This is a genomic window from Aeromonas sp. 601039, from assembly GCF_049174415.1.
GTDB classification, from domain to species: Bacteria; Pseudomonadota; Gammaproteobacteria; order Enterobacterales; family Aeromonadaceae; genus Aeromonas; species Aeromonas veronii_A.
This window is the reverse complement of sequence record NZ_JAAKTL010000006.1, coordinates 58,385-84,017: the sequence shown is the minus strand read 5'-3', so window position 1 is coordinate 84,017 and position 25,633 is coordinate 58,385. Positions and strand designations below refer to the sequence as shown.

Here is a 25,633-nt window from a genome sequence, read left to right as displayed (position 1 = left end):
TGTTGATGGGGCCGTTGGCCCCATCTGATTACAAGTCGAACTTCACCTCATCCAGCAACTGCAAGGCGTCCTTGCGGTGCTTGGCGTAATCGCTGACCGGTAGCGCGTCAGACTTGAAACTGCCCCAGGACTTGACCATGGCGGAAGGCTCGACCCCGGCCTTGACCGGATATTCGGCATTCACGTCCGCATACATGTGCTGGGCGGTGTCGCCAGCCAGAAACTCCATCAGCTTCTGGGCCTCGGCCTTGTTCTTGGCATACTTGGTCATGGCCACGCCACTCACGTTGACGTGGGCACCGCGGTCAGCCTGGTTCGGGAAGTTGATATAGACCGCATCCGCCCAGGACTTCTGCGCCGGATCTTTCAACATGGCACCCAGATAGTAGCTGTTGCCGAGTGACACGTCACAGATACCATCCTTGATCGCCTTGACCTGATCCCGGTCGTTGCCCTGCGGTTTACGCGCCAGGTTGGCCTTGACCCCTTCCAGCCAGGTTTTGGTCTCGGCCATGCCGTGATGGGCAATCATGGAGGAGACCAGCGCCACATTGTACTCATGCTTGCCGCTGCGGGTGCAGATTTTTCCTTTGAATTCAGGCTTGGCCAGATCTTCGTAGCTGATGGTGTCGAGCTTGCCGAGGCGATCCTTGCTGGAGTAGATGGCGCGAACCCGGGTGGTCAGGGCGAACCAGCGATTCTCCGGATCACGATAGATGGCGGGGATGTTCTCCTGCAGGATCTTGCTATCCACCGGCTGCACCAACCCCTTGTCCACCAGATCGGTCAGACGGCTGATATCGACGGTCAGCATCAGGTCGGCCGGAGAGAGCTTGCCTTCCCGCTCCAGACGCTCGTTCAACCCCTCTTTGGCGAACACCACGTTCACCTTGATGCCAGATTCCTTCTCGAACTGCTGGATGATGGGCTTGATCAGCTCATCCTGGCGGTTGGAGTAGACATTCACTTCCCCGGCCGCCAATGCCGACTGAGCCGCCAACGCAGAGAAAGCCAGTGCCAACATCTTCATTTTCATCATCCATTCCTTGATTAGCTATACAGAGTGATAACGATTTCCGTTTGCATTCTGCATACATCTTATAAGCGGATCAAGAAAGCTCGCCGTCGCCACATCACATATTTAATCGCCCATAAATGAAAAGGGCCGGATGGAATCCCATTCGGCCTCTCCTGAGCAAAACGTTATGTTGATCAGGCTTCAATAAGCGCTCACGCCATCGGGATGCCCCGAGGTCGGGAGGTCAACAGATCTGTACGTCACGGATGCGGTTCATCACAGCGCCTCGTCGTCACTCTCGCCGGTGCGGATGCGCACCGCTTGCAGCAAGTCGTAGACAAAAATCTTGCCGTCGCCGATCTTGCCGGTATAGGCCGCCTTGCAGATCGCCTCGATCACCCCTTCCACGTTATCATCGGCGGTAGCAATCTCCAGCTTCACCTTGGGCAGGAAGTCGACCTGATACTCGGCTCCCCGGTATAATTCGGTGTGTCCCTTTTGGCGGCCAAATCCCTTGACCTCGGACACGGTCAGCCCTTCCACCCCCAGGTTGGCAATAGCCTCGCGGACATCGTCCAACTTGAACGGTTTGATAATCGCACTAATCAGCTTCATCTGGTTGCTCCCAATCCATGGTGTGTCATGAATCGGGTTTCAATTCTTATGCCAAGTATTTTTATTGTTATATTTCATGTAGATAGAGTTTAATGCCGGCGCCATTCGTCAGGCTCATCCCCATAACCGGCCAGCACGCCCCATAATGAGGCACCATGCTGCAGCGGTCAGCGGGTATGCACCAAACAAGAGCAAAACAGCATGTTAGTTATCTCCAACAGCGTCACGATTCCCTGGCATGAGCTGCAATTTCAGACCATGCGGGCACAGGGCAACGGCGGACAGCACGTCAACAAGACCGACTCCGCCGTCTGGTTGCGCTTCGATTACCGCAACTCTCCCAGCCTGACGCCCCTCTACAAGGAGGGTCTCGACAAGCTGAGCGACAGCCGGGTACACGATGGCTTTGTCCTGATCCGGGTCGAGAGCCATCGCAGCCAGGACATGAACCGCAAGGAGGCGATGAGCCGTCTGGTGGAGTTGCTGAAAAAAGCAGCCTGGCGCCCCAAGGCTCGCCATGCCACCAAGCCGACCCGCAGCTCCCAACGCAAACGGGTCGATGCCAAAAAGCGCAAGGGGGATATCAAATCCGCCCGCGGCAAACCGGTTCTGGACTGAGCCCCCCCCCAACTCCCAAAGGATGTCAGCCGATGAGATACAGTTTTTGCGACAGCGCCCGCGGCCCGCTGCTGGTCGCCATCGATCAGGATGGTCTGCGCTATGTGGAGTTTGTGCAGGGGGAGCAGCCGGTAACTCCGACCGATGAGTGGCTGCGTGATGACCTGGCTCTTGCTCCTTTCGTCGAGCAGTTCACCGCCTATTTCGCCGGAAAATTGCAGCAGTTCGATCTTCCCATGGCAGCGAAGGGCACCCCGTTCCAGCAAACGGTGTGGAACGCTTTGTGTGATATCCCCTATGGCGAGACCGTGAGCTATCTCGAGATTGCCCAGGCGATCGGCAATCCCAAGGCGGTGCGGGCTGTGGGCGCCGCCAACGGCCGCAATCCGCTGAGCATCATAGTGCCCTGCCATCGGGTGATCGGACGCAGCGGCGATCTGACCGGCTATGCTGGCGGCATTCCCATCAAGCGCTGGTTGCTGGCACTGGAACAGGCAGGCACAACATTCGAGCTGGCCCCATGACACGATGACCACCCCGGAGAGGGACGGGACAATATCGTGACCAGCATGAAAAGGCTTTCAGCCAGTGGCCACGTTTTGCTGACAAGATGAACAGAAAATGAAGAATCGCCTCAGAACTACTTCAGATTGAGCTTGGCATGATGGCTCCATACTTGAATGGCACGGCTCATTCGCTGATTCAAGTAGCACCCATGTGACGCTTCCAATCTGTCTTTTTCCCCGCGCCTCCTCTGAGGCGCTTTTTTTGTGCCAACACAACAGGCCACCACCCGGGTTGAGTGGCCTGAGCGCCACAAAATCTGCGCCCGCCCAAAAACCAAGAGGCGAAGGATCATCCTTCGCCTCTGACGTAACAGCGGGCTACTCGCTCTGGGGCAGGAACTGCAGCTCCGGCGCCGATGAGGTCAGCACATCGGCGCAATAATCCCAGGTCGAGATGCGATAGTGCTGCAGATCTTCATCCAGATGCAGACCATCCGACTCCTGATGGAACCAGCTGGCAAAACGGGATGGGGTGATGAGCTGGATCTGCTCTTCGATGGTGTGACTATCCTTCCCCTCGGCCAGATCGCAATCTTCGATAACCCGCAGGGCGTAGATATGGCGAAAATAGACCCGGCAGAGGATTTGCGGGGGCAGATCGATGCTGCGCGCCCGCCCCAGCATGATGGTCAGGGAGTCGCTCCAGAGATCCTGATGCAGCTCGGCCACAACCAGACCAGGCGGTAGCTGGCGGGACGGAGCCCAAGGGACGGCAACCTGCCGAATGGCATTTTTCTGTTCCATATTCACCTCACGACGACTCGCTCCCTGTCTTGAGTCTATCTGAACCACATAGTCCCGGCGAAGGCAATCGATGGACAATAAAAACGGCAATAAAAAAGCCGACGTATCAAACGTCGGCGAATAAAAAGTGCTTACAACAGAGGATTCACATATTCAGACCCGCGGGTCGAAAGATTGGTTCCCTCTTTTTGTAATTAATTTTCGGCGCGTTTAAACATCAGGGTATTGGCGTCCGACTCTTCCGGCACAAAGTAGTAACCCTCGGCGTTGAAACCGGTCAGCTGCTCCACCTCGGTCAGACGGTGCTTGATGATGTGGCGAGCCATCATGCCGCGCGCCTTCTTGGCGTAGAAGCTGATGATCTTGAACTGGCCGTTCTTCTCATCCTTGAACACCGGCGTGACAATCCGCCCTTTCAGGCTCTTGGGTCGTACCGACTTGAAATACTCGTCGGAGGCCAGATTGATCAGCACTTCATCCCCCTGTGCTGCCAGCGCGTCGTTGAGGTGGTGAGTGATCACCCCCCCCCAGAACTGGTAAAGATCCTTGCCGCGACTATTGTCGAGTTTGGTCCCCATCTCCAGCCGATAGGGCATCATCAGGTCGAGGGGACGCAACACTCCATAGAGGCCGGAGAGCATCCGCAGGTGTGCCTGAGCGAAGTCAAAATCGGCCTCGCTGAAATCCTCTACCGCCAAACCGGTGTAGACATCCCCCTTGAAGGCCAGCAGCGCCTGACGGGCATTGGCGGGGGTGAAATCTGGCTGCCACTCGGCAAACCGGGCGGCATTGAGACCGGCCAGCTTGTCGCTGATCTTCATCAGAGTGGCGATCTGGTCAGGGCTCAGTTGGCGGGCCCGGCTAATCAGTTCGGCGGAGTGATCCAGCAGCTCGGGTTGGGTGAAACGGGGGGTCACCAGCGGTGACTCGTAATCCAGCGTCTTGGCCGGGGAAACCACAATCAGCATAACGTTCCTTTCTGGCTAGGGGCCGAACAGCGGATCGGCCCCATGTTTCATTCATCCAGCGTCACATTTTCCAGTGTGCCGGACCCCAGCTGCTCGCGACCGGAGAGCTTGATCAGCAGCCGCAGGTCGTTGGCCGAGTCGGCATGGGCGAGGGCCTCACTGTAGCCAATCTGGCCGGCGCAGAACAGGCTGAAAAGCGCCTGATCGAAGGTCTGCATGCCCAGTTCGGCAGATTTGGTCATCACCTCCTTGAGACGGTGCATCTCTCCCTTGCGGATGATGTCGGTGATGAGCGGGGTATTGAGCAGGATCTCGAATGCCGCACTGCGCCGCAAACCATCGACACTCGGCACCAGTTGCTGGGCGACAATGGCTCTGAGGTTGAAGGAGAGATCGAACAGAAACTGGCGATGTTTCTCCTGCGGCACCAGATGGAGGATGCGATCCAGCGCCTGGTTGGCGTTGTTGGCATGCAAAGTGGCGAGACAGAGATGGCCAGTCTCGGCGAACTGAAGGGCAAACTCCATGGTCTCCTGACTGCGGATCTCGCCGATCAGGATCACGTCCGGCGCCTGTCGCAGCGAACTTTTCAGCGCCACATCGAATGACTCGGTATCGATCCCCACCTCCCGCTGGGTCACCAGGCTACGGCCATGCTGATGGACGAACTCCACCGGGTCTTCCACCGTCAGGATATGACCATCGGCATGCTGGTTGCGATAGCCGATCATCGCCGCCTGAGTGGTCGATTTACCCGCCCCGGTGGCACCGACAAACAGCACCAGCCCGCGCTTGGCCATCGCCACCTCCTGCAGGATCCTGGGGAGCTGCAGATCTTCAAAGGTGGGAATGCGGGTCTCGATACGACGAATCACCATACCGGGCAGCTCCTGCTGCCAGAAGGCGCTGACCCGAAAGCGACCCAGCGCCTCGCGGTAAATCGCGTAGTTGGCCTCCTTGGTGCGGACATAGCGCTCGAAGTGATCGCTGCTGAGGGTATCCCTGACCAGCGTCAGCGCCCCTTTCTTGTCGAGCGCGTCTCCCCCCAGCGACACCAGATGGCCATTTACCTTGAGGGTGGGCGGCGAGCCCACCGTCACAAACAGATCCGATCCCTTTCGCTCGACCAGCTCGCTCAGCAGATCATCCAGATTCATCATTTATCCCTCCCTGGGTACAAGTCGCTTAAATGCTGTTGGGATCAACGGCCTTGGCCTTGGCATCGAGGGATGCCACCACGCCACGACTCACCAGCTGCTTGAGGCTCTGATCCATGGTCTGCATGCCGTGGGTCATCCCGGTCTGGATCACCGAGTAAAGCTGGGCAATCTTGTCCTCCCGAATGAGGTTACGCACCGCCGGAATGCCCATCATGATCTCGTGCGCTGCCACCCGACCGCCACCAATGCGCTTGAGCAGGGTCTGGGAGATGACCGCCCGCAGGGATTCGGAGAGCATGGAGCGTACCATGTCCTTCTCCGCACCAGGGAAGACGTCGATGATACGGTCGATGGTCTTGGCCGCCGACGAGGTGTGCAGAGTGCCAAACACCAAGTGGCCGGTTTCGGCGGCAGTCATGGCCAGACGAATGGTCTCAAGGTCGCGCATCTCGCCCACCAGAATGATGTCCGGGTCTTCCCGCAGGGCCGAGCGCAGGGCGTTGCTGAAGCTCTTGGTATCACGGTGTACTTCCCGCTGGTTCACCAGGCAGCGCTTGTTCTCGTGGACGAATTCGATGGGGTCCTCGATGGTGAGGATGTGGTGATGGAAGTTCTCGTTGATGTAGTTGACCATGGCCGCCAGGGTGGTCGACTTACCGGAACCGGTCGGGCCGGTCACCAACACCAGACCCCGCGGGAACTCGGCAATCTTGCGGAAGATCTCCGGCGCATCGAGATCTTCGAGGCTCAGCACAGTGCTGGGGATGGTACGAAATACCGCGCCCGAACCGCGCGCCTGCTGGAAGGCGTTGACCCGGAAACGGGCCAGATTGGGCACCTCGAACGAGAAATCGACCTCGAAGTTCTCCTCCAGCTCCTTGCGCTGATGGTCGTTCATGATGTCGTAAATGAGGGCATGCACTTCCCGGTGTTCCAGGGCGGGCAAATTGATCTTGCGAACCTCACCATCAACCCTGATCATCGGGGGAACCCCGGCCGAGAGGTGTAGATCCGAGGCTTTATGCTTTACACTGAAAGCCAATAACTCTGTGATATCCATAGACTTGTCATTCTCCCATCACAAGATCACTAACGAAATATGAACCAGATTGCCCAGCACCTGTTTCAGGTAAAGGAACGTATTGCCCAGGCCGCCGAACGGGCTAGCCGCAACCTGCAGCAGATCCGCCTGCTGGCCGTGAGCAAGACCAAGCCGGTCGAGGCCATCATGGCCGCCCATGCCGCAGGTCAGCGCTGCTTTGGCGAATCCTACGCTCAGGAAGCAGCGGCCAAGATCGATACCTTGCGCCAGCAGCCGGAATATAGCGACATAGAGTGGCACTTTATCGGCCCTTTGCAATCGAACAAATCCAAACTGGTCGCCGAACGGTTCGACTGGGTGCAGAGCGTGGATCGGGACAAGCTGATCGACCGCCTCAACAACCAGCGCCCAACTACAATGGCACCGCTAAATGTTTGTCTGCAAATCAATATTAGCGGAGAGAGCAGCAAATCCGGAACGTCGGAACAAGAGATTTTCCGCCTTGCCGAGCAGGTCTCTCAAAGTGAGCGACTGGTGCTGCGGGGACTGATGGCCATTCCAGAGCACACCAGTGACGAGCGCGTACTGGCCGCCCAAATGACCCGCATGCAGACTCTGTTCACCGAGCTTGCGCGACAATACCCCACGGTGGATACCCTCTCGATGGGCATGACCGAGGATCTTGAACTGGCGATCGCCCACGGCAGCACCATGGTGCGGGTCGGCACCGCCATCTTCGGCGCCCGTGACTACTCATAGGCAAGGCCAGCGGATAACCCATACGTCCGCCTCTTGCCCGACTTCATCAACAGGAGCGTTTGATGGAACACCGAATTCTGGCGTCAGGTGGTGCAGGCAGCGCCAACCCCGCCGCGACCCCATGTGCTACAGGAGCATCTGATGCAGCATAGAACGCTGGCCTTTATAGGCGCGGGCAACATGAGCCGCAGCATCATCGCCGGACTGGTCAAGGCGGGTTATCCCGCCGGGCAGATCACGGCCGCCAACCCCAGTCTGCCCAAGCTGGAGACGCTGGCGAGCGAACATGGCATTCGCATCACCCAGAGTAATGCCGAGGCGGCCCGCGACGCCGAAGTGATCGTGCTGGCAGTCAAGCCGCAGCTGATGGCCGGCATGCTGGCAGCACTGGTTGAAGAGCTGGGCTCCCTTGAAGGCAAGCTGCTCATCTCCATCGCGGCCGGTATCAAGGTGGCGCGCCTTGGCGAGATGGCCGGTGGCCACGACCGCATCATCCGCACCATGCCCAATACCCCTGCCCTGCTGGGTCTGGGCATGACCGGCCTCTACGCCCCCGAGCATATTGGAGCCAGTGATCGCGCGTTTGCCGAGCAGATGATGCAGGCGGTCGGCAAGACCCTCTGGGTGGAGCAGGAGTCTGGCATCAACGGCGTCATCGCCGCGGCGGGCAGTGCTCCGGCCTACTTCTTCCTCTTTATGCAGGCCATCGCCGAAGAGGCCGAAGCGATGGGTTTCTCGCCCGATCAGGCACGCCTGCTGGTGCAGCAGACCGCGCTGGGCGCAGCCGCCATGGTGGAGCAGAACCCTGAGCTGTCGCTGCAAACCCTGCGTGAGCAGGTCACCAGCAAGGGCGGCACCACAGCCGAAGCCATCAAGACATTCCAGCAGCAGGGGCTGATGCCGCTGACTGCGCAAGCCATGCAGGCGGCCGTTGCTCGTGCCACCGAAATGGAAACCCTCTTCTAACAGGAGCCCAGATGAACACTGCTTACTTTCTGATTAACACCGTTTTCGATCTCTACCTGATGGTGATCCTGCTGCGCGTCTGGCTGCAGTGGGCCCGCGCTGACTTCTACAACCCGATGAGCCAGATGGTGGTCAAGCTGACCAATCCGCTGGTGATCCCGCTGCGCCGCGTTATCCCGGGCTTGGGCGGCATCGATCTCGCTTCCGTGGTGCTGGCGCTGGCCATCGCCTTCGCCAAGCTGGCCCTGCTCAAGAGCATGAACGTACTGCTGGCGGACTGGCTCAGCATCAGCCTGTTTGCCGCGCTGACCGTGCTGAAGAAAGCCGGCTCGATGATCTTCTGGGTACTGCTGATCCGCGCCATCCTGAGCTGGGTCAGCCAGGGCCGCAACCCCATCGAATACGTGATGCATCAGCTGACCGAGCCATTCCTCGCCCCTATCCGCCGCGTACTGCCGGCACTGGGCGGGCTGGATCTCTCGGTGCTGGTCGCCTTTATCGGCCTGCAAGCCATCAACTACCTGCTGGGTGACCTGTTTGGCCAGCTGTGGTGGATGATTTGATGCCAGCCGTCCTGCAACAAGGGGATGAACTGGTACTGCATCTGGTGATCCAGCCCAAGGCGAGTCGGGATCAGATCATCGGATTGCATGGCGAAGAGCTGAAAGTGGCCATCACGGCGCCGCCCGTCGATGGCCAAGCCAACAGCCATCTGATCAAGTTTCTGGCCAAGCAGTTCAAGGTGGCCAAGGGACAGATCACCATAGTGCGGGGCGAGCTTGGACGGCACAAAACCGTCGCCATCGACAGTCCCAAACAGTTGCCGCAAGAAGTGAGTGCACTGCTGAATGACACGCAAGGTTGAATGAATCGGCCTGCGCCAACCGTAGATATGAGAGGGATGACAGATGAAAACAGCCTGGATGAGTGGCCTGCTGGCACTGCTGATGACCCTGCCGCTCAAGGCAGAACAGATGAAGGAGCTGGGGCCCTGGCTGGTACACTACAACGCCTTCAACTCCAGCTTCCTCACACCGGAGGTCGCCAAAGCGTATGGACTGGAGCGCAGTCGCTACAACGCCATCATCAATATCGCGGTACAGGACAAGCAGAAAGTGGCGCAAGCCGTGGGGATCACCGGTGAGGCCAAGAACCTGACCGGCACCATCCGCACCCTGAACTTTCAGGAGGTAAAAGAGGGCGATGCCATCTACTATCTGGCGACCCTCCCCTACCGCAACGAAGATACCTATCAGTTCACCCTGAAGATCATGGGCGGTGGGCAGCAACAGAACCTCAGCTTCCAGCAGACCTTCTACGTCGACTGAGCAGCAACAAGAAGCCCCGACCAAGGCCGGGGCTTCATTTTATCCATATGACAAGGGCGCCATCAGGGCGCCCTTGTTACATCTATTCCGTACCGCGACTGTTACAGGGCGAGGAACAGACCGGCCAGACAGGCGCTCATCAGGTTCGCCAGCACGCCGGAGAGAATGGCGCGCATGCCGTAACGGGCGATGAAGGATTTGCGCTCCGGCACCATGGAGCCCAGACCGCCGATCAGGATCGCCATGGAGGAGATGTTGGCAAAGCCGCACAGGGCGAAGGTCACGATGGCCTTGCTCGACTCGCTCAGGGTCTGATCCTGCACTAGGCCGATAAAGGCGACGAACTCGTTGACCACGATCTTGGTACCGATCAGGGCGCCAGCGGCTTGTGCCTGATCCCAGGGCACACCGATCAGCCAGGAGACGGGGGCAAACAGCCAGCCCAGAATGATCTGGAAGCTCAGATCCAGCCCTGCCAGACCGCCAGCCCAGCCGAGCAGGCCATTGAGCATGGCGATCACACCAACGAAGGCCAGCAGGGTCGCACCGACCGCCACCGCAATATTGAGGCCGGACATGGCGCCATCGGCCGCCGCTTCAATCACGTTGGTGGCACGGGGGATCTCAACATCCTGATGGTGATCGACCTCTTCAGCTCCCGGCGGCACCAGGATTTTGGCCATCGCCAGACCGGCAGGGGCCGACATGAAGGCGGCAGCGATCAGGTATTTCAACTCAACCCCGAGGCTGGCATAGCCCACCAGAGTGCCACCGGCGACGGAAGCGAGACCACAGCTCATCACCGCGAAGAACTGGGAATCGGACATCTTGGAGAGGTAGGGTTTGACCACCAGCGGCGCTTCCACCATGCCGACGAAGATGTTGGCGGTCGCGGAGAGGCTCTCGGCACGGCCGGTGCCCAGCAATTTCTGCAAGCCACCACCCAGCAGGGCGATCACCCGCGGCATGATGCCGATGTGGTAGAGGATGGCGATCACCGCGGAGAAGAAGATGATGACCGGCAACACGTTGAAGGCAAAGATGAAGCCCAGCTTGAACTTGGCCAGATCGCCGAACAGGAAGGCGATCCCCTCCTGACCATAACCGATCACGCTGCTTACGCTCTCGCTGACCCCGTTCAGCACGTGCTGACCGGCAGGCAGCCAGAGCACCAGACCGGCAAACATGACTTGCAGACAGAGGGCAAGACCAACTGTTCGCAATGGGATACGACGACGATTATCAGAGCAGATGACGGCAAGCGCCAGGATACTCAGGATGCCGAGCAGGGCAATCATAGGGACTCCATCAGGTGGGGCAAAAGATGGGCGCGGATTCTGCGCCTCTCACCCCGTCACTGCAAGTCCGCTTGGTTACAAGCCTGTTAGAAAAAACGTTTGCACGATATCGGTTGCGCCAACTGGCTGATTTGGTTCGGTTTTAGTATCAGGAGAAATCGAGAGTTTTTATATGGAAACAATCATTCCTCACTGCCGGACAATTTACCCCCGAGCCAGGGGACCAGTCGCTGCTCCCAATAGGGTTCGGGGCCAAATCTGGCCTTGAGGAAATCGATGAAGAGACGGATCTTGGGATCCAGATGTTCGCGCCTGGCATAAACGGCGTGTACCGCCATCTGCTGGTTCGGTCGCCATCCTGGCAACACCGGGATTAGCTTGCCGCTCTGTAACTCCTTGTCCAGCAAGTAGTTGGCGATATAGGCGATGCCGAGCCCGGCCAGTGCCGCATCCCGCACCGCCTCCGCCATATCCACCCGATAGTTGCCCGCCACCTGCACCGTCTGGCGCTCCTTGCCCTGGCGAAACGACCACTGGTGATAGCGCCGCTCCCGACTCTGGTAAGTGATGCAGTTGTGCTGGGCCAGATCCTTGGGATGGAGCGGCGTACCGTGGCTCAGCAGGTAATCCGGCGAAGCCGCCACCACGAAGCCAATGTCGGCCAGCCGCTGTCCCACCAGCCCTTCCGGCTTGTCCTCATAGGTGGTGAGCCAGAGATCCAGCCCCTCATCCACCAGATTGGTTCTGTGGTCGAACAGCGAGACCTCCAGCTCCAGCTCGGGATAGCGATCCTGAAACGCCTTGAGATGAGGAATGACGTGCAGACGACCAAAAGATTGGCCCACCCCGAGATGGAGCACGCCACTCACCTTGCCACGCCGCTCGGCGATCATGGAGTCAGCCTCCTGCGCCACCGCCACCAGCGCATGGCAGTGACGGGCATACTCCTGACCCAGCTCGGTCAGGACGAAGCGGCGGGTGGTGCGCTGCACCAGCTGGGCGCCAAGGGTGGTCTCCAGCAGCGCCAGCTGCTTGCTGATATGGGATTTGGAGACCCCGAGACGACGGGCGGCGGCAGAGATCCCCTGCTCGCGCACCAGCGCATCGAAGATCACCATTTGAGGAAGACGTTGCAGCACAGGATAACCGGATTGAGTGGCGGTAGCCCATTATTCCAGAGCCGCCCGCCAAGGGGTAGGGTCAGAGCCCCAGCGCCCGGGTGATCTGCAGTTTGAGGGGGTCGTCAGCCGGATTCTGGTTGGCGCCGTAGCTGGCGATCAGCTTGCCATCGCGTCCCACCAGATACTTGTGGAAGTTCCAGTTCGGCTCATCCCCATCAGCGGCCGCCGCCAACCCCTTGAACAGTGGCACAGCATCGGAGCCCCGCACCGCTACCCGATTGAACATCGGGAAGGTGACGCCATAGTCGCGGCGGCATACCTCAGCAGTCTTGGTCTCGTTGCCCGCCTCCTGCCAGAAGTCGTTGGAGGGGAAACCGAGAATAATCAATCCCTTATCCTTGTAGCTCTGGTAGAGCTGCTCCAGATCGCGGAACTGGCCGCTGTAGCCGCAGTAGGAGGCGGTATTGACCACCAGCACCACCTTGCCCTCGGTCAGCTGACAGAGGTTGTGGCGCTGAGAGTTGTTTAGCTCCCGCATCTCCACATTGAAATAATCGGGGCACGCCGCAGAGGCCGCGCCGGCCCCCAATAACAGCAACAGAGTGAACCATTTCATCGCCAAGACTCCTTTTGTTTTGTCCATCATACGCGGTTACCAGAGCCGCAGTTCACTCTCAATGCAATGGAATACCGGTCAGCCAGCCGTGGCCCCAGAACACCAGCAGCGCGGTGGCAGCCAGGCCCGCCCCGACGCTGATGCCAGTGCCCGTCCAGTTAGCCGCCGGGCGGGGATATCGCTGCCAGTCCCGCACCGAAATCCAGACCATGCTCACCAGCGCCCACAGCCCGATGCCGCCAAACAGCACCAAAGATCGCGCCTCGCTGTTGACCAGCAGATGGGCCACCGCCCAGAGCAGGGTACCGAGCAGTTGGGGATGCACCAGCCAGCGGCGCAGATGGTTGGGCCCTTGGCCGGAGAAAAAGAGGATCAGCGCAAAGGGCATCATCACCGTCATGGTCATCGGCCCCCAATCCGGCAGGAAGTAGAGCGGCAGCGAGCTGGCCGAGCGCCAACCAGCGATGATGCAGGCAATGGCGACAAACACCAGCAGGGAGAAGAGCCCCTTGTAGCGATTCTCCCCCAGCCGCTCGCGCAGCCGCGCCCGATGGGCCACCGCAAAACAGGGGTAGAGATGGATCAGGGTAAACAGCGCAACCCCCAGGGTCAGCAGGAACATGAGTCTCTCCTTGTACTTGGTACGACCACTATGCCGTAAAGGGAGATTTGCGCCTATCAAAACCGCGCTGACCCATGGAGTCAAAAGTGTGGCAAGACAAAGGAGCAGAAAGAAAAGAGCCGATCACGATGGATCGGCAAATAAGTGCCAGGGCAGTCAGACATCTCGCGGGATGGGAGATGCCCCAAACGGGGATATTGAGTGGCCGATGGGGCGCATCGGCCGAACCGGATCAGCCCTTGAGCTGATAGAGCGCCGCTACGTTGCGCGCAGTCAGCTGAATGTTGGTGCTGGCGCTCTCCAGCGCCTCCGACAGAGACATGGCGCGGTTGACCACGGCGAATACCGCGTCCAGACCGTGATCATGTACCACACCGCAATCGTCGGTCAGGCAACCGGAGATACCGATCACCGGCTTGCCGAACTGCTTGGCGCAACGTGCGACACCGATTGGCGTCTTGCCATGGATGGTCTGGCTGTCGATGCGCCCTTCGCCGGTGATAACCAGGTCCGCATCGGCCACTTCATCGGCCAGCTTCAGGGCTTCAATCACGATCTGAATGCCGGGCTTGAGTTCGGCACCAAGCAGACCGACCAGCGCGGCCCCCATGCCACCGGCAGCGCCCGCCCCCGGAATATCCTTCACCTGCTTGCCAAGGGCCTGCTCAATGCAGTCGGCATAACGGGAGAGGTTGGCATCGAGCTGCGCCACCATCTCGGGGGTCGCCCCCTTTTGCGGGCCAAACACCGCAGAGGCGCCTTTCGGGCCGCACAGCGGGTTGTTCACATCGCACGCTACCTCGATAACCAGATCGCTCAGACGCGGATCCAGACTGCTCAGATCGATGGTCGCGAGCTCACTGAGACCTGCGCCACCCAGAGCAATAGGCGCACCATCCGCTTTGAGCAACTTGCCGCCGAGCGCCAGGATCATACCGGCACCGCCGTCATTGGTAGCACTACCGCCGATACCGAGGATGAGGTGCTTCACTCCCATCTCCAGCGCAGCCAGGATCAGCTCGCCGGTGCCGAAGCTGGAGGTGAGCAGCGGATTGCGCTGCTCGGGCGCCACCAGATGGATACCAGAGGCGGCAGCCATCTCGATGACTGCGCGCTGGCCATCACCCAGCAGGCCGACGAAGCCCTGCACCTTGTTACCTAGGGGCGCGGTCACTTCGACCGGCAGGATGCGGCCACCGGTGGCATCCACCAGCGATTGCACCGTGCCTTCACCGCCATCGGCCATCGGCAATTTGACGTAGGTGGCGTTCGGCAGTACCTGCTTGAAACCGGCCTCGATGGCATCAGCCACCGCCATGGCGCTCAGACTCTCCTTGAATGAATCGGGGGCAATAACAATTTTCATATCAATTCCTTAGGCGAGGCCAAACACGCCAAACATCAGGGTGGAGACAGTGGCAATGGTCAGACCGACTGCAGTTTCGTAAGGGATAAGTTTCAGGCGCTCACCTACCCCCATGTGGACGCTGCCACCGGTGGCATGGAAAAAAGAGCCGTGGGGCATGTGGTCAAACACGGTGGCACCGGCATGGATCATGGCCGCCCCGGCCAGACCGCTGATCCCCAGTTCAATCAGGGTGGAGCTGAATACGTTGGAGGCCACCACGGTACCGGCGGTGGTCGAGGCAGTCGCCAGCGACATCAGGGCACCGGAGATGGGCGCCAGCAGGTAAGAAGGCAGACCGGAGGCGGTCAGGCCGCTGATCAGCACATCTTTCAGGCCGGAGTTGGCGATGATGCCCGCCAGGGTACCGGTACCCAGCAGCATGATGGCCACCGGCGCCATACGAGCGAGGCCGGAGACCGCAAACTGGTTCACCTTGCTGAATTTACCCATCATCAGGGCGCCGACCAGACCACCGAGGGGCAGCGCAATCAGCGGATCCACCACGATACCGGCAACAGGACGCAGAGCCAGCAGCAGGATGGCGACCAGCGGTGCACTGATGGCGGCGGCAAAGCCTGGCAACTTGGCACCGGCAAAGCTCACCACCTCATCAGCAGCAACCTTGCTGCCCTTGTTGTTCAGACGCTTGGCCAGCCAGTAGGCCATCACCAGACCGAACAGACCCGGAATGATGCCCGCCGCCATCACAGAGGTGAGGGGCAGATGGAAGGCATCAGCCGCGGCAATAGCGTTAGGGTTGGGGGACATGACGTTACCCGCCTTGCCGCCGCCGATCATCGCCAGCAGGATGGCCGCCTTGGAGAGGTCGGCACGGCGGGCGATGGCCAGCGCGATGGGGGCGACCGTGATAACGGCCACATCCACGAATACGCCGACCGCAGTCAGGATCAGGGTTGCCAGCGCCAGCGCCAGCAGGGCGCGGGTTTCACCAAGTTTCTTGACGATGGTCTCGGCGATAGTGGTGGCAGCGCCCGATTCGATCAGTACACCCGCCAGCACACCGGCCGCCAGGATCCGCATCACCGCAGTGGTGATCCCCTGGGCGCCGCCGATCATCAGGGCGACGGTCTGGGTCAGATCGGCACCGCCAATCAGGCCACCGGCCAGGGCACCCACGATCATGCCGTAAGCGGGCGGCACCTTCTTCAAAATGAGGATGATGGCGATGGAGAGCGCCGCGATGGCGCCAAGGGCTGTAACCGGGATCATGACGGACACCTTCAATGGGAGTGAATGGCCGCCATTATGGAGATCTGCAATCAGAATGCTTTGGCTGATTAACCAAAAATCACATCATATAAATGTATTTTTTTGTCTAAATTCACAATCACAAGTCGAGATTAAGGCCGAGATAGAGCAAAAATTTGTCGTCTAACTTGTTGAAATTCAACCCGGTTATCTGCTCTATCCGCCCCAGCCGATAGCGCAGGGTATTGGGGTGAATGAACAGCGCTTCGGCACAGCGATGCAGATCACAATCCTGCAAGAAATAGTGGCGCAGGGTCTTCTGCAGCGCCCCCTTGCCATCTTCCCGGGCCAGTTTCTGCAGCGGTGCGCGCAGCTGATCCGCCTGCCAGGAGTCCGCCAGACTCCCCAGCAGCACCGGCAAACGGTAGTCCTCAAAGAAGTAGACCTGTTTGCGCGACGCCTGCCGCATGCCACGGCGCAGGGTATCCCGCGCCGTCTGGTAAGAGCGCGCCAGCCCGTCGATCCCGGCGAAGTAATCGCCCACCGCGATATGCACCTTGAAGTGGGGAATGCGGGCCAGCAACTGCTTGATCCGGCTGCGCTCCTGCGCCGATTGCCAGACGCCCTCACTCAACTGCGCCGGTTTGAGCACCACTATCTCGTCGAGCCCGTTGATGGCGACCAGATTGTCCCGCTCCGGATTTTCCAGCTGATGGACCAGCTCTCGCAGACGAGCCGGATCCGCCTCCTCCAGCGCCAGCACGGCCACCACCCGAGGCTGGGCCAACTCCAGTCCGAGAAAACGGGCCGCCTGCTGCAATTGATCGACTCGCCCCTCACCACGAATGAGCTGCAACACCAGCTCCTCCTTGTGGCGCTTGTCCCACTGCAGCTGCTCGGTGAGCGCCGCCTGCTCCAGGATCAGCTCGGCGGTCATTCGCACCAGCTCAGCGTAAGCACGCACTTCCTCCGGATCGCCGGAGATGCCGATCACCCCGATCAGCTCCCCCTGATAGGAGATGGGCAAATTGATGCCTGGTCGCACCCCTTTGAGCTGCAGGGCTGTCGCTTCGCTAATCTCCACCACCCGGTTTTCAGTGAGCGCCAGCACGGCCCCTTCGTGACGCTGATGGATCCGCTCCGGATTGCCGGACGCAATGATGAGGCCGTGTTCGTCCATCACGTTGACCGAAAAGGAGAGGATCTTCATCGCCCGCGCGACGATCTGGCGGGCAAGGTTATCGTTTAGCTGCATAACATCTCCGGACAAGGGGCTGATCTGGCTACGTCACCACGAGGCGATTCAGGGCACATGGGCGCAAAGATGCCACATCATCAAGACAAGCGAGAGGGGGATCGCTAGAATAGGCCACTTTACCCGATGTGTGCCCCGCCATGGAGCAGGAATTGCGTGCTTGCACCCGCCTGCCCGTGCTGGCCCATCCCTCCGATCTGGACTGTGCTATGGATTATGAATTTCGCCGCGACCCGTTTGGTGGCTATCGCGCCCGGTTCTCCATGGGCCATGAAGCCATCGGTCAGTGGCTGATCGACGAGGTTGGCAAGGATGAGGAGAAGCTCGACGAGCTCTTCTCCATCATTGATCAGCTCTCCAACCGCACCCGAGTCGAATACCGGCTCAACGGCGGTGACTACTCCCTGCTGCTGACCCATGAAGAGGCGGAGGTGAAAGCCAACGCCCTCAATATCGAGCTGGGTGAGGATCTTGACGATCTCGCCTACTACGATGATGAACAGCTGGCCATGTGCGGGCTGGAAGATTTTGCCCAGGTGCTCGGCTCCTGGCGCGCCTTTATCCGTAACGAGGATATGGGCTGATTGACCCAATGTCGGATTACTATGTCGGGCAAACGTGCCCTTTTGCCTAACTCAACAGGATTGACTATGTCTATTTACGATTTTGATGACGAACTGCCGGAAGACGAAGAACAGGAATCCACCAAGAAAGCGGCTGCACCTGCCAAGAAGAAAGGCAAGCAGGTGATGAACACTCAGGTCAACCTGAGCCCGCGCGATGCCAGCCGTCTGAACGGCATGCACGTTGAAGCGATCGCCACGCTGGACGACGTCAGCCTGCCGAAGAACGTCATCTTCAAGGCTGGCCTGATCGCCCTGGGCGAACTGGAAGCCGGCAAGCGCGCCGATATCATCGCACGCGTGATCGCAGAATCAGGCCGCTAATCGCCCCTGAAGGCATAAAGAAAGCCGGAGCCACTGCTCCGGCTTTTTAATTGGTGCCAATCTGCTCTGACTCAGGGTTGCTCACAGCGCAGCAGACGTGGCTGTCCCCAGGGAACCAGTTGGTCGTAATGGCCACTGGCACGTGCCGCAGCCAAGGCTTCGTTGAAGCGTTCTATCAGTTCGCGTCCATTTTGCATCTTGCGCGACACCAGCAAATAGAAGGTATCCCGCTGGCGAAAATAGGGGAGCGGTTGCAGATAGTTCGGGTCGCCGAACACCTGCATGCTGGCGTCCGCCGTCACCGCATCATTCATCGGCATCAGATCAACCCGTTTCCGCTCAAGCAGTTGCAGACATTGCACCAAACTCTTGGGGCGAGTGAGCCGCAATGAAAAACGGGCAATCACCTCATCTGCGTGACTGGTGCTCCAGCTGGCGGGAATACAGACTCTCAACCCCTGCCACTTGCCATCGAGTACCGCATCACTGCCACGATAGGTGAACCAGGAGAGGTGATCGATATGAATGGGGGCGCTGTAATAGAACAGCTTGGCTCGCTCACGCGTCCAGGCATAAGGGAAGGTGGCGGATGCCAGGCCGTTGCGAACCAGCTCGTAGCCCCGGTTCCATGGTAGGTAATCCACCTTCAGCTCGTCATAGCCAGCCTCGCGCAGCAGGGTCGTCACCAACCGGGTGCTCTGCCCACCATCAGGCAGCCCGGCCCCGGAATAGGGCGAAAAATCTCCGGTTACCAGCGACAGGGGGGCGCATGACAACCATCCACACCAACAACAGAACAACCAGCCATAGTGCTTCATCGCCATCCCTCTCTTTACTCTCCAGTTCAGTATAGGAGGCTGACCCAAATAACCCGGTCTGGTTGCCTTTGCGCCAACGCCCCTGCTAAGGTGCAGCGCTTTTATTACAGAGGAGTTCCGATGTTACCCCTACCTGACATACTGATCTGGGCAGCACTGGCACTGGCCACCCTGCTCTGTATGGCACGCCAACGCCTGCCAGGTTTCCTGCTGCTTGCTGTGGCTCTGCTGCTGGCGCTCTGGCTGGATCGCATCACCACGACCGCACTGCTGGTGACGCTGGCAGCCCTGCTGCTGGCCTGGCGTCTGCCCACCTTCTCCGGCCATAGCCGCCCCCTCGCATGGTCAGCCCTGCTGGCATGGGCGGTGGCGCTGACCCTGCACCTGATCCCCGGCTTCAACAATCTCAAGGTGCTGGATCAGGCGCTGGCAGGCCCCGCCAGCGTGCCGTTCAACATGTATCTGAACCTCGACAAACCGCTGCTGCTCTTTGGCTTGCTGCTGGCCTGCCCGATGCTGCTGGGCAAGGGGGGCGCAATCCGCTGGCGCCCGCTGGCGCTGTTGCTGCTGCCGCTGGGTGCTCTGCTGGTCATCGCCTGGCAGTTGGGGGCACTGAAACCGGAAGTGGGTCTGCCCCACTGGTGGTGGCTGTTTGCACTCAACAATCTGCTGTTCACCTGCGTGGCGGAAGAGGCGCTGTTTCGCGGCGCGATCCAGCAGGCGCTGACCGAACGTTACCGCCCCTGGATTGGCATCATCGTGGCTGCGCTACTGTTCGGAGCCATCCACCTGCCCAGTGGCCCACTGCTGGCGCTGTTTGCGACCCTGGCAGGCTGCTGCTACGGCCTGGCATTCCAGCTCAGCGGGCGACTCTCCGTGGCCATCCTGATCCACTTCGCCTTCAACTTCGCCCATCTGGCGCTCTTCACCTACCCGCTGGCCCGAGCCTGACGCTCAACTACGCGGCGTCTTGCCTTTGAACTGCTTGACGCTGCGTTTGGCCTGGGTACGGCGATTGGCCTGCTTGTCACGAGGGGGGCGTTTGCCCTCCCCGCTGGCAGGCTGGTCGGTGACCGGGAATCCCGCCAGATCGCCCAACGGCAGCTCGCGGCCGGTCAGGGTGCGGATAGCTTGCAGCATGTCACTCTCGCCATGGCAGACCAGCGAAATGGCCAACCCATCGCGGCCAGCCCGGGCGGTACGACCGAGGCGGTGTACATAGACAGGGGCGCTGGCGGGCAAGTCCAGATTGATCACCACCGGCAGCGCCTCCACATGGATGCCGCGCGCCATCAGGTCGGTGGCCACCAGCACCCGAATTTTGCCCTCTTTGAAATCGCCGAGCGCCTGCTCGCGCACCGCCTGCTCCTTCTCGCCATGAAGGGCGGCCACCGCAATGCCCGCCTTTGCCAGCTTTCTGGCAACCCCGTCGGCATCATCCCGCACACTGATAAAGACCAGCACCTGCGGCCACGCCTGCTCCTTGAGCAAGCTGATAAGCGCCGGTACCTTGCTGCTCTTGTTGACCAGATAGAGCCGCTCTTCGATCTCGTTCACCACGCTGTTGAGGGGGTTGGCCTCGATACGGGTTGGCTCGCGCAGCAGGCCGTTGGCCAGCGCCTCCAGCTCGGCAGGCAAGGTGGCGGAGAAGAGCAGGGTCTGGCGATCCGCCGGAATAAAGCCGAGCAGCGCCTTGATGTCGGGAGCAAAGCCCATCTCCAGCAAGCGATCCGCTTCATCCAGCACCAGCAGTTGCAAACCATCCAGCCCCAACAGTTGCTGGGTCAGCAGATCCCGCAGCCGCCCCGGCGTCGCCACCAGCAGCTGTGGCCCCAGCGCTAGCTCGGCCTGTTGCCGCTCCTGCGCAACGCCACCACACAACGTCACGATGCGCAACCCCAGCGCCTCGGCGCCCTCTTTTAGCGCGGCAGTGACCTGAATCGCCAGCTCGCGGGTTGGCACCAGCACCAGACCCTGCACCTGGCTGGAGGCAGGATCCAGCCGTTGCAGCAGCGGCAAGCCAAACGCCAGCGTCTTGCCGCTGCCGGTCTGGGCCAGCGCCAGCAGATCCTGCCCCGCCAGCGCCGCCGGAATGGCCAGCTGCTGGATGCGGGTCGGCGTCTGCAAGGTGGCGGGCAAAGAGGCAAGCAGAGCGGGATGGAGGGCAAGTTCGCTAAAGGTCATGGCGCTACGTCAACAAAGAAGTGGGAGGCGAAGTCTAGTGAGCGGGGGCCGAGAAGTAAAACCCTATCCATGATGGCCTGGCCGAGGGGCGCTGGCGACGGTCTGACTACACTTTAGCTGACCCATCACCAAGAGAGACACGTCATGACCAGACACATCCCCCTTCTGCTGCTCGTGGTCACCCTGCTCGGCAGCGCGACTCTCGGCCTGTCCGGCAGCACGGCGAGCGACAGTGCGGCCGAACAGGCCAAACCGGTGCGTACTCTTAACGCGCATCTCGGTGAGCTGCCGGGACTGATCAATGCCGACAAGACAGGACCTTTCGTTGATTTAGTGCGCGCCATCGACGATCTTCATCCCGATGTGACCATCAGAATCACCATCTATCCCATCGCCCGGGCCATGGCCGGAGTGATCGCTGGCAAGGCAGATCTCGGTCTGCCCGCCATCCGCAATCTCAGGGAGGTCGATATGCTCCCCTACCGTTTCAGTACCCGCAGCTTTGGCAAGGTGGCCCATGTGATTTACAGCAATACTGCCCATCCGGTCACCACAGATATGGCCTATGGCATAGTGCCCACCAAACGGGATCTGCTGATTGAAGCCGTTCCCGACTATATGCCCTTCTCGGTACAGCGCTCGATGAGTATCGAGCAGTCACTGCGCAAACTGTCTCGGGGTCGCATAGACGCCTTTGTCTGGGCACAAGAAGAGGCGGACCTGATGCTGAAAAATCTGAAGCTGACCAATATTCGCCGTGAATTCTTTGGTGATTTCGAGGATGTCTTCATCATCCAGAAAGGGGGGAGCGGGGATGAAATAGACGAATTTTTAAGTCGTTCCATTGAGCAACTCGCCGCCACCGGCAAACTGGCCGAGATCTACGAGAAGATCCACCGCCCCTATGTGGAGTGGCAACCCTCCCCACCCGCCAAGGCTGAACCGGCGACCACCCCGCCCGCAACGCCCTGAACGGACAATTCCCGCATAAAAAATCCCGCCGAAGCGGGATTTTTTATGGCTTGCAGCCTTATAGCACGGCCAGCGCAGCAGCGTAGTTCGGCTCGTCGGCCACTTCGGCGACCAGCTCGCTATGCAGCACCTTGTTGTCACCATCCAGCACCACGATGGCGCGAGCGGTCAGACCGACCAGCGGACCAGAAGAGAAAGCAACGCCATAATCTTCCATGAAGGCCGCACCGCGCAGGGTGGAGAGGGTCACTACCTTGTCCAGACCTTCGGCGCCGCAGAAGCGGGACTGGGCGAACGGCAGATCGGCGGAGATGCACAGCACGACTGTGTTCTCCAGCGCGCTGGCCTGCTCGTTGAACTTGCGCACAGAGGTCGCGCAGGTTGGGGTATCGACGCTCGGGAAGATGTTCAGGATTTTGCGCTGACCGGCAAAGCTTGCCAGGGTCACGTCGGAGAGATCCTTGGCCACCAGAGAGAAGGGCTTGGCTTGCTCACCGGCGACCGGGAAGTGACCAGCGACGGAAACCGGGTTGCCTTGCAGAGTGACTGAGTTGCTCATGTGTTATGTCCTTTATTGGTGTAGTAAAAATCCGGGTGATCAGTATAGGGGCGGCGGGACCAGACAAACACCCGCGAAGACAAGGGATATAAAGGGGTTGACCTTGGACTTAACACCAAGGTTTAGACTTCCCCTCAGTAATCAGGGATCTCGCAGGGGCGGGATCCATCAAGAGGGACTCATCATGAGCAAATCCTGCTGCAATCATCAGCATGTCGCCCCCATCAAGGCCGTCAGCAAGGCGACCACCGGCCAGAGTGAACATCACCACGATAGCCACTGCTGCGACAACACCACTCCCGTCAGTGGCTGCTCAACCCCGACGCCTAATGAGCACCCATCCCGTGACGGTAATGGATCACCCGGGGATGAAGAGCCTCCCCGAGGAAGTTGCCACACTCAAACGTGCTGCAGCGCCCCCTTATCGCCGGCTCACGATCATGAGCATGAAGATGAATATCAGCACGATATGCCACCAGCCGCCCCGCTGGTGGCGCCAGAACAAAGCAACAGTCGCCACAGCTGGCAGGTGCTGGGGATGGATTGCCCCAGCTGCGCCGGCAAGATAGAGACAGCCGTCAGCCGGGTGAGCGGCGTGCAGCAGGCACGCGTGCTGTTTGCCACCGAGAAGCTGGTGGTGGATCTGGCCCCAGGCATCTCCCCCGACCCCGTCACCGCCGCTGTGCTGGCCGCCGGTTTCCAGCTCAAGGGGGAAAGTGCTGGCAAGCAGGCAGCTGGCCGCGAGCAAGCGTCACAACCGACCCTGCTAGGCAACCTGTTCGGCAAGGAGCCCAGTCACTTTTTGGGCAAATATTGGCAGCCACTGTCACTGGCCGGCCTGATGCTGGTCGCCGCCCTGCTGCCGAAAGAGCTCGGTCAGCCACTCTTTACCCTGGCGACCCTCTGGGGGCTGTGGCCTATCTCCCGCAAGGCGTGGGCGCTGACCAAAAGCGGCTCCCCCTTCGCCATCGAGACCTTGATGACGGTGGCCGCCGTGGGGGCCCTGTTTCTCGGCGAGACCGCCGAAGCGGCCATGGTGCTGCTGCTCTTTATGCTGGGTGAACATCTGGAGGCCTACGCCGCCGGACGCGCCCGTGCCGGGGTCACAGCCCTGATGGCGCTGGTGCCTGACAAGGCGCTGCGGATCCGTACCACTGCCGAGGGCGAGGTGCGGGAAGAGGTAGCTGCCGATGAGCTGCATCCCGGCGATATCATCGAAATCGCCCCGGGTGCCCGTCTACCTGCCGACGCCCGCCTGCTCAATGAGCTCGGTGCGTTTGACGAAAGCGCCCTGACCGGTGAATCCATTCCGGTGGAACGTCGCCAGGGGGACAAGGTGCCGGCCGGTAGTCTGGCTGCCGATCGGGTGCTGCGCCTTGAGGTGGTGTCCGAACCCGGCAACAACGCCATCGACCGCATTCTGCACCTCATCGAGGAGGCCGAAAGCCAGCGCGCCCCCATCGAGCGCTTTATCGACCGCTTCAGCCGCTGGTATACCCCGGCCATGATGCTGGTTGCTCTGCTGGTGGTGCTGGTACCGCCCCTTGCCTTCGGCCAGAGCTGGGACGAGTGGATCTATCGCGGGCTGGCGCTGCTGCTGATCGGCTGCCCCTGCGCGCTGGTCATCTCTACCCCGGCAGCGGTTACCTCGGCGCTGGCCGCCGCCACCCGTCAGGGAGCGCTGATCAAAGGGGGGGCCGCACTGGAGCGACTGGCCCATATCGATACCGTCGCCTTTGACAAGACCGGCACCCTGACCCTGGGCAAGCCGCAACTGACCGAGCTGGTCAGCCTCAATGACCAACCGGAGACCGAGTTGCTGGCGCTGGCGGCTGCCATCGAGCAGGGCTCCCACCACCCGCTGGCCCGCGCCGTGGTCGCCAACGCGACCGAACAGGGACTCTCGCTGGCGGAGGCCCGCGACCTGCGCGCACTGCCGGGCATGGGGGTTGAGGGACGCATCAACGGTGAACTGTGGCAACTGCTGGCACCGAGCCGGGTGGCGACCCTGAATACAGAACAGCAAACCCGGATTGCTTCGCTGGAGCAACAGGGCAAGACGGTGGTCGTGCTATGCCAGAGCAGCGGCGACCAGGCGCTGCCGGTCGCCCTGCTGGCGCTGCGGGATCAGATCCGGCCGGAGGCGGCGGCTGCGCTGCAAGAGCTCAACCGGCTCGGGCTCAACAGCATTATGTTGACCGGCGATAACCCCCGTGCCGCCGAGGCGATCGCCACCGAGCTGGGCATGGGCTGGCGCGCCGGTCTGCTGCCGGAGAACAAGGTAGAAGAGATCGCCAAGCTGGCCAGCACCCGGAAGGTTGCCATGATCGGCGATGGCATCAACGATGCCCCCGCCATGAAGCGGGCCAGTATCGGCATCGCCATGGGGGGCGGCACCGATGTGGCGCTGGAGACCGCCGATGCGGCGCTGACCCACAACCAGCTCGGCGGTATTGCCGCGATGATCCGGCTGTCGCGGGCGGCACTGGCCAATATTCACCAGAATATTGCGCTGGCGCTGGGGCTTAAAGCCATCTTCCTGGTCACCAGCCTGCTCGGCATCACCGGACTGTGGATTGCGGTGCTGGCCGATACCGGCGCCACCGCGCTGGTGACCGCCAACGCCTTGCGGCTGCTGCGCAAGCGTTAAGCCAGCCAATGGCATCCCAGCCAAAAGCCGTCCCCCAACCGGGACGGCTTTTCTTTTTCCTCTCATTTCTCTCACGGCACCCCGTAAAAGAAAAAGCGCGCCTGCCGGTCGGCAGTCGCGCTTTGCTTACTCTCTCGGAGTTATCCCACCCTTGGCAAGGTGGAATTCAACCCGGGGGCGCCGAGCCATC

General features: G+C 60.3%; 28 protein-coding genes. 12 read left to right on the top strand and 16 right to left on the bottom strand.

Translation table 11 applies throughout. The annotated features are described in order from the left end of the window. Positions 1-28: 28 nt before the first annotated feature. Together G5195_RS07340 and glnK are read right to left on the bottom strand one after the other, a co-directional pair. Complete coding sequence (locus G5195_RS07340; RefSeq protein ID WP_005340374.1) at positions 29-1,036, bottom strand: Fe(3+) ABC transporter substrate-binding protein; 1,008 nt, start codon at positions 1,034-1,036, stop codon at positions 29-31. 258 nt (positions 1,037-1,294) lie between these two features. Continuing rightward, positions 1,295-1,633, bottom strand: coding sequence for a P-II family nitrogen regulator (gene glnK, locus G5195_RS07335; protein WP_005341406.1), 339 nt, complete (start codon positions 1,631-1,633; stop codon positions 1,295-1,297). A 201-nt stretch (positions 1,634-1,834) separates the two neighbouring features. On the opposite strand from glnK, the gene arfB reads away from it, so the two are divergent. Together arfB and G5195_RS07325 are read left to right on the top strand one after the other, a co-directional pair. Next, positions 1,835-2,251 (top strand): alternative ribosome rescue aminoacyl-tRNA hydrolase ArfB, encoded by a 417-nt coding sequence (gene arfB / locus G5195_RS07330; protein WP_019445599.1) that lies wholly within the window; start codon positions 1,835-1,837, stop codon positions 2,249-2,251. A 32-nt stretch (positions 2,252-2,283) separates the two neighbouring features. After that, positions 2,284-2,775 carry a methylated-DNA--[protein]-cysteine S-methyltransferase gene (locus G5195_RS07325; RefSeq protein ID WP_421222245.1) on the top strand — a complete coding sequence of 164 codons (492 nt, stop codon included), beginning with the start codon at positions 2,284-2,286 and terminating at the stop codon, positions 2,773-2,775. Positions 2,776-3,135: 360 nt separating this feature from the next. On the opposite strand, the gene G5195_RS07320 is transcribed toward G5195_RS07325, so the two are convergent. The 4 genes from G5195_RS07320 to tapT form a co-directional block, all read right to left on the bottom strand. Continuing rightward, positions 3,136-3,561 (bottom strand): hypothetical protein, encoded by a 426-nt coding sequence (locus tag G5195_RS07320; RefSeq protein ID WP_108613288.1) that lies wholly within the window; start codon positions 3,559-3,561, stop codon positions 3,136-3,138. A 194-nt stretch (positions 3,562-3,755) separates the two neighbouring features. Next, the gene (gene yaaA / locus G5195_RS07315) at positions 3,756-4,529 is read right to left on the bottom strand and encodes a peroxide stress protein YaaA (RefSeq protein ID WP_421222247.1); all 774 of its coding nucleotides are present in this window, start codon (positions 4,527-4,529) and stop codon (positions 3,756-3,758) included. Between the two features lie 47 nt (positions 4,530-4,576). After that, a complete protein-coding gene (gene tapU, locus G5195_RS07310; protein WP_227342977.1) occupies positions 4,577-5,686 on the bottom strand; it encodes a type IVa pilus ATPase TapU in 1,110 nt (369 codons plus the stop codon). 28 nt (positions 5,687-5,714) lie between these two features. After that, positions 5,715-6,749, bottom strand: coding sequence for a type IVa pilus ATPase TapT (tapT, locus tag G5195_RS07305; RefSeq protein WP_005340354.1), 1,035 nt, complete (start codon positions 6,747-6,749; stop codon positions 5,715-5,717). 39 nt (positions 6,750-6,788) lie between these two features. Between tapT and G5195_RS07300 the strand changes: the two genes are divergently transcribed. The 5 genes from G5195_RS07300 (at position 6,789) to G5195_RS07280 (ending at position 9,784) form a co-directional block, all read left to right on the top strand. Next, complete coding sequence (locus G5195_RS07300; protein WP_100654584.1) at positions 6,789-7,490, top strand: YggS family pyridoxal phosphate-dependent enzyme; 702 nt, start codon at positions 6,789-6,791, stop codon at positions 7,488-7,490. A 141-nt stretch (positions 7,491-7,631) separates the two neighbouring features. Next, entirely contained in the window at positions 7,632-8,456 is an 825-nt protein-coding gene (proC, locus tag G5195_RS07295; protein WP_201990756.1) for a pyrroline-5-carboxylate reductase, read from the top strand. 11 nt (positions 8,457-8,467) lie between these two features. Continuing rightward, on the top strand, positions 8,468-9,019 hold the full coding sequence (locus tag G5195_RS07290; RefSeq protein WP_047436998.1) for a YggT family protein: 552 nt from the start codon (positions 8,468-8,470) through the stop codon (positions 9,017-9,019). Beyond that, a complete protein-coding gene (gene yggU / locus G5195_RS07285) occupies positions 9,019-9,321 on the top strand; it encodes a DUF167 family protein YggU (RefSeq protein WP_005340341.1) in 303 nt (100 codons plus the stop codon). Before G5195_RS07290 ends, yggU begins: the two co-directional genes overlap by 1 nt. A 43-nt stretch (positions 9,322-9,364) precedes the next feature. After that, on the top strand, positions 9,365-9,784 hold the full coding sequence (locus G5195_RS07280; RefSeq protein WP_005340339.1) for a DUF4426 domain-containing protein: 420 nt from the start codon (positions 9,365-9,367) through the stop codon (positions 9,782-9,784). 101 nt (positions 9,785-9,885) lie between these two features. Here G5195_RS07280 and G5195_RS07275 read toward each other — a convergent pair whose 3' ends face one another. The 7 genes from G5195_RS07275 to G5195_RS07245 form a co-directional block, all read right to left on the bottom strand. Then, a complete protein-coding gene (locus tag G5195_RS07275) occupies positions 9,886-11,082 on the bottom strand; it encodes a NupC/NupG family nucleoside CNT transporter (protein WP_227341896.1) in 1,197 nt (398 codons plus the stop codon). A 182-nt stretch (positions 11,083-11,264) separates the two neighbouring features. Then, entirely contained in the window at positions 11,265-12,200 is a 936-nt protein-coding gene (locus G5195_RS07270) for a LysR family transcriptional regulator (protein ID WP_042053315.1), read from the bottom strand. Between the two features lie 82 nt (positions 12,201-12,282). Next, complete coding sequence (locus G5195_RS07265; protein ID WP_076495785.1) at positions 12,283-12,819, bottom strand: glutathione peroxidase; 537 nt, start codon at positions 12,817-12,819, stop codon at positions 12,283-12,285. Positions 12,820-12,877: 58 nt separating this feature from the next. Further along, positions 12,878-13,441, bottom strand: coding sequence for an NnrU family protein (locus G5195_RS07260; protein ID WP_042053314.1), 564 nt, complete (start codon positions 13,439-13,441; stop codon positions 12,878-12,880). 232 nt (positions 13,442-13,673) lie between these two features. Further along, positions 13,674-14,807, bottom strand: coding sequence for a glycerate kinase (locus tag G5195_RS07255; protein ID WP_421222249.1), 1,134 nt, complete (start codon positions 14,805-14,807; stop codon positions 13,674-13,676). Between the two features lie 9 nt (positions 14,808-14,816). Continuing rightward, positions 14,817-16,079, bottom strand: a complete 1,263-nt coding sequence (locus G5195_RS07250; RefSeq protein ID WP_139707427.1) for a GntP family permease — start codon at positions 16,077-16,079, stop codon at positions 14,817-14,819. A gap of 118 nt (positions 16,080-16,197) precedes the next feature. Continuing rightward, on the bottom strand, positions 16,198-17,313 hold the full coding sequence (locus G5195_RS07245; protein WP_421222251.1) for a sugar diacid recognition domain-containing protein: 1,116 nt from the start codon (positions 17,311-17,313) through the stop codon (positions 16,198-16,200). A 209-nt stretch (positions 17,314-17,522) separates the two neighbouring features. Here G5195_RS07245 and G5195_RS07240 point away from each other — a divergent pair, with 209 nt between their 5' ends. Together G5195_RS07240 and G5195_RS07235 are read left to right on the top strand one after the other, a co-directional pair. After that, positions 17,523-17,897 carry a YacL family protein gene (locus tag G5195_RS07240; RefSeq protein WP_031227767.1) on the top strand — a complete coding sequence of 125 codons (375 nt, stop codon included), beginning with the start codon at positions 17,523-17,525 and terminating at the stop codon, positions 17,895-17,897. A gap of 66 nt (positions 17,898-17,963) precedes the next feature. Then, entirely contained in the window at positions 17,964-18,260 is a 297-nt protein-coding gene (locus G5195_RS07235) for a hypothetical protein (protein ID WP_005348860.1), read from the top strand. 71 nt (positions 18,261-18,331) lie between these two features. Here G5195_RS07235 and G5195_RS07230 read toward each other — a convergent pair whose 3' ends face one another. After that, positions 18,332-19,036: a substrate-binding periplasmic protein gene (locus tag G5195_RS07230; protein WP_254204244.1), complete on the bottom strand. Its 705-nt coding sequence runs from the start codon at positions 19,034-19,036 to the stop codon at positions 18,332-18,334. Positions 19,037-19,198: 162 nt separating this feature from the next. Here G5195_RS07230 and G5195_RS07225 point away from each other — a divergent pair, with 162 nt between their 5' ends. After that, on the top strand, positions 19,199-20,029 hold the full coding sequence (locus G5195_RS07225) for a CPBP family intramembrane glutamic endopeptidase (RefSeq protein WP_421222252.1): 831 nt from the start codon (positions 19,199-19,201) through the stop codon (positions 20,027-20,029). Positions 20,030-20,032: 3 nt separating this feature from the next. Here G5195_RS07225 and G5195_RS07220 read toward each other — a convergent pair whose 3' ends face one another. Continuing rightward, positions 20,033-21,262 carry a DEAD/DEAH box helicase gene (locus G5195_RS07220; protein WP_421222254.1) on the bottom strand — a complete coding sequence of 410 codons (1,230 nt, stop codon included), beginning with the start codon at positions 21,260-21,262 and terminating at the stop codon, positions 20,033-20,035. 144 nt (positions 21,263-21,406) lie between these two features. Here G5195_RS07220 and G5195_RS07215 point away from each other — a divergent pair, with 144 nt between their 5' ends. Beyond that, the gene (locus G5195_RS07215; protein WP_421222256.1) at positions 21,407-22,234 is read left to right on the top strand and encodes an ABC transporter substrate-binding protein; all 828 of its coding nucleotides are present in this window, start codon (positions 21,407-21,409) and stop codon (positions 22,232-22,234) included. Positions 22,235-22,292: 58 nt separating this feature from the next. Here the strand turns inward: G5195_RS07215 and tpx are convergent, their stop codons facing one another. Beyond that, entirely contained in the window at positions 22,293-22,793 is a 501-nt protein-coding gene (gene tpx, locus G5195_RS07210; RefSeq protein WP_005341463.1) for a thiol peroxidase, read from the bottom strand. Positions 22,794-22,977: 184 nt separating this feature from the next. Between tpx and G5195_RS07205 the strand changes: the two genes are divergently transcribed. Then, the gene (locus G5195_RS07205; protein ID WP_421235996.1) at positions 22,978-25,443 is read left to right on the top strand and encodes a zinc/cadmium/mercury/lead-transporting ATPase; all 2,466 of its coding nucleotides are present in this window, start codon (positions 22,978-22,980) and stop codon (positions 25,441-25,443) included. Positions 25,444-25,633: the final 190 nt, after the last annotated feature.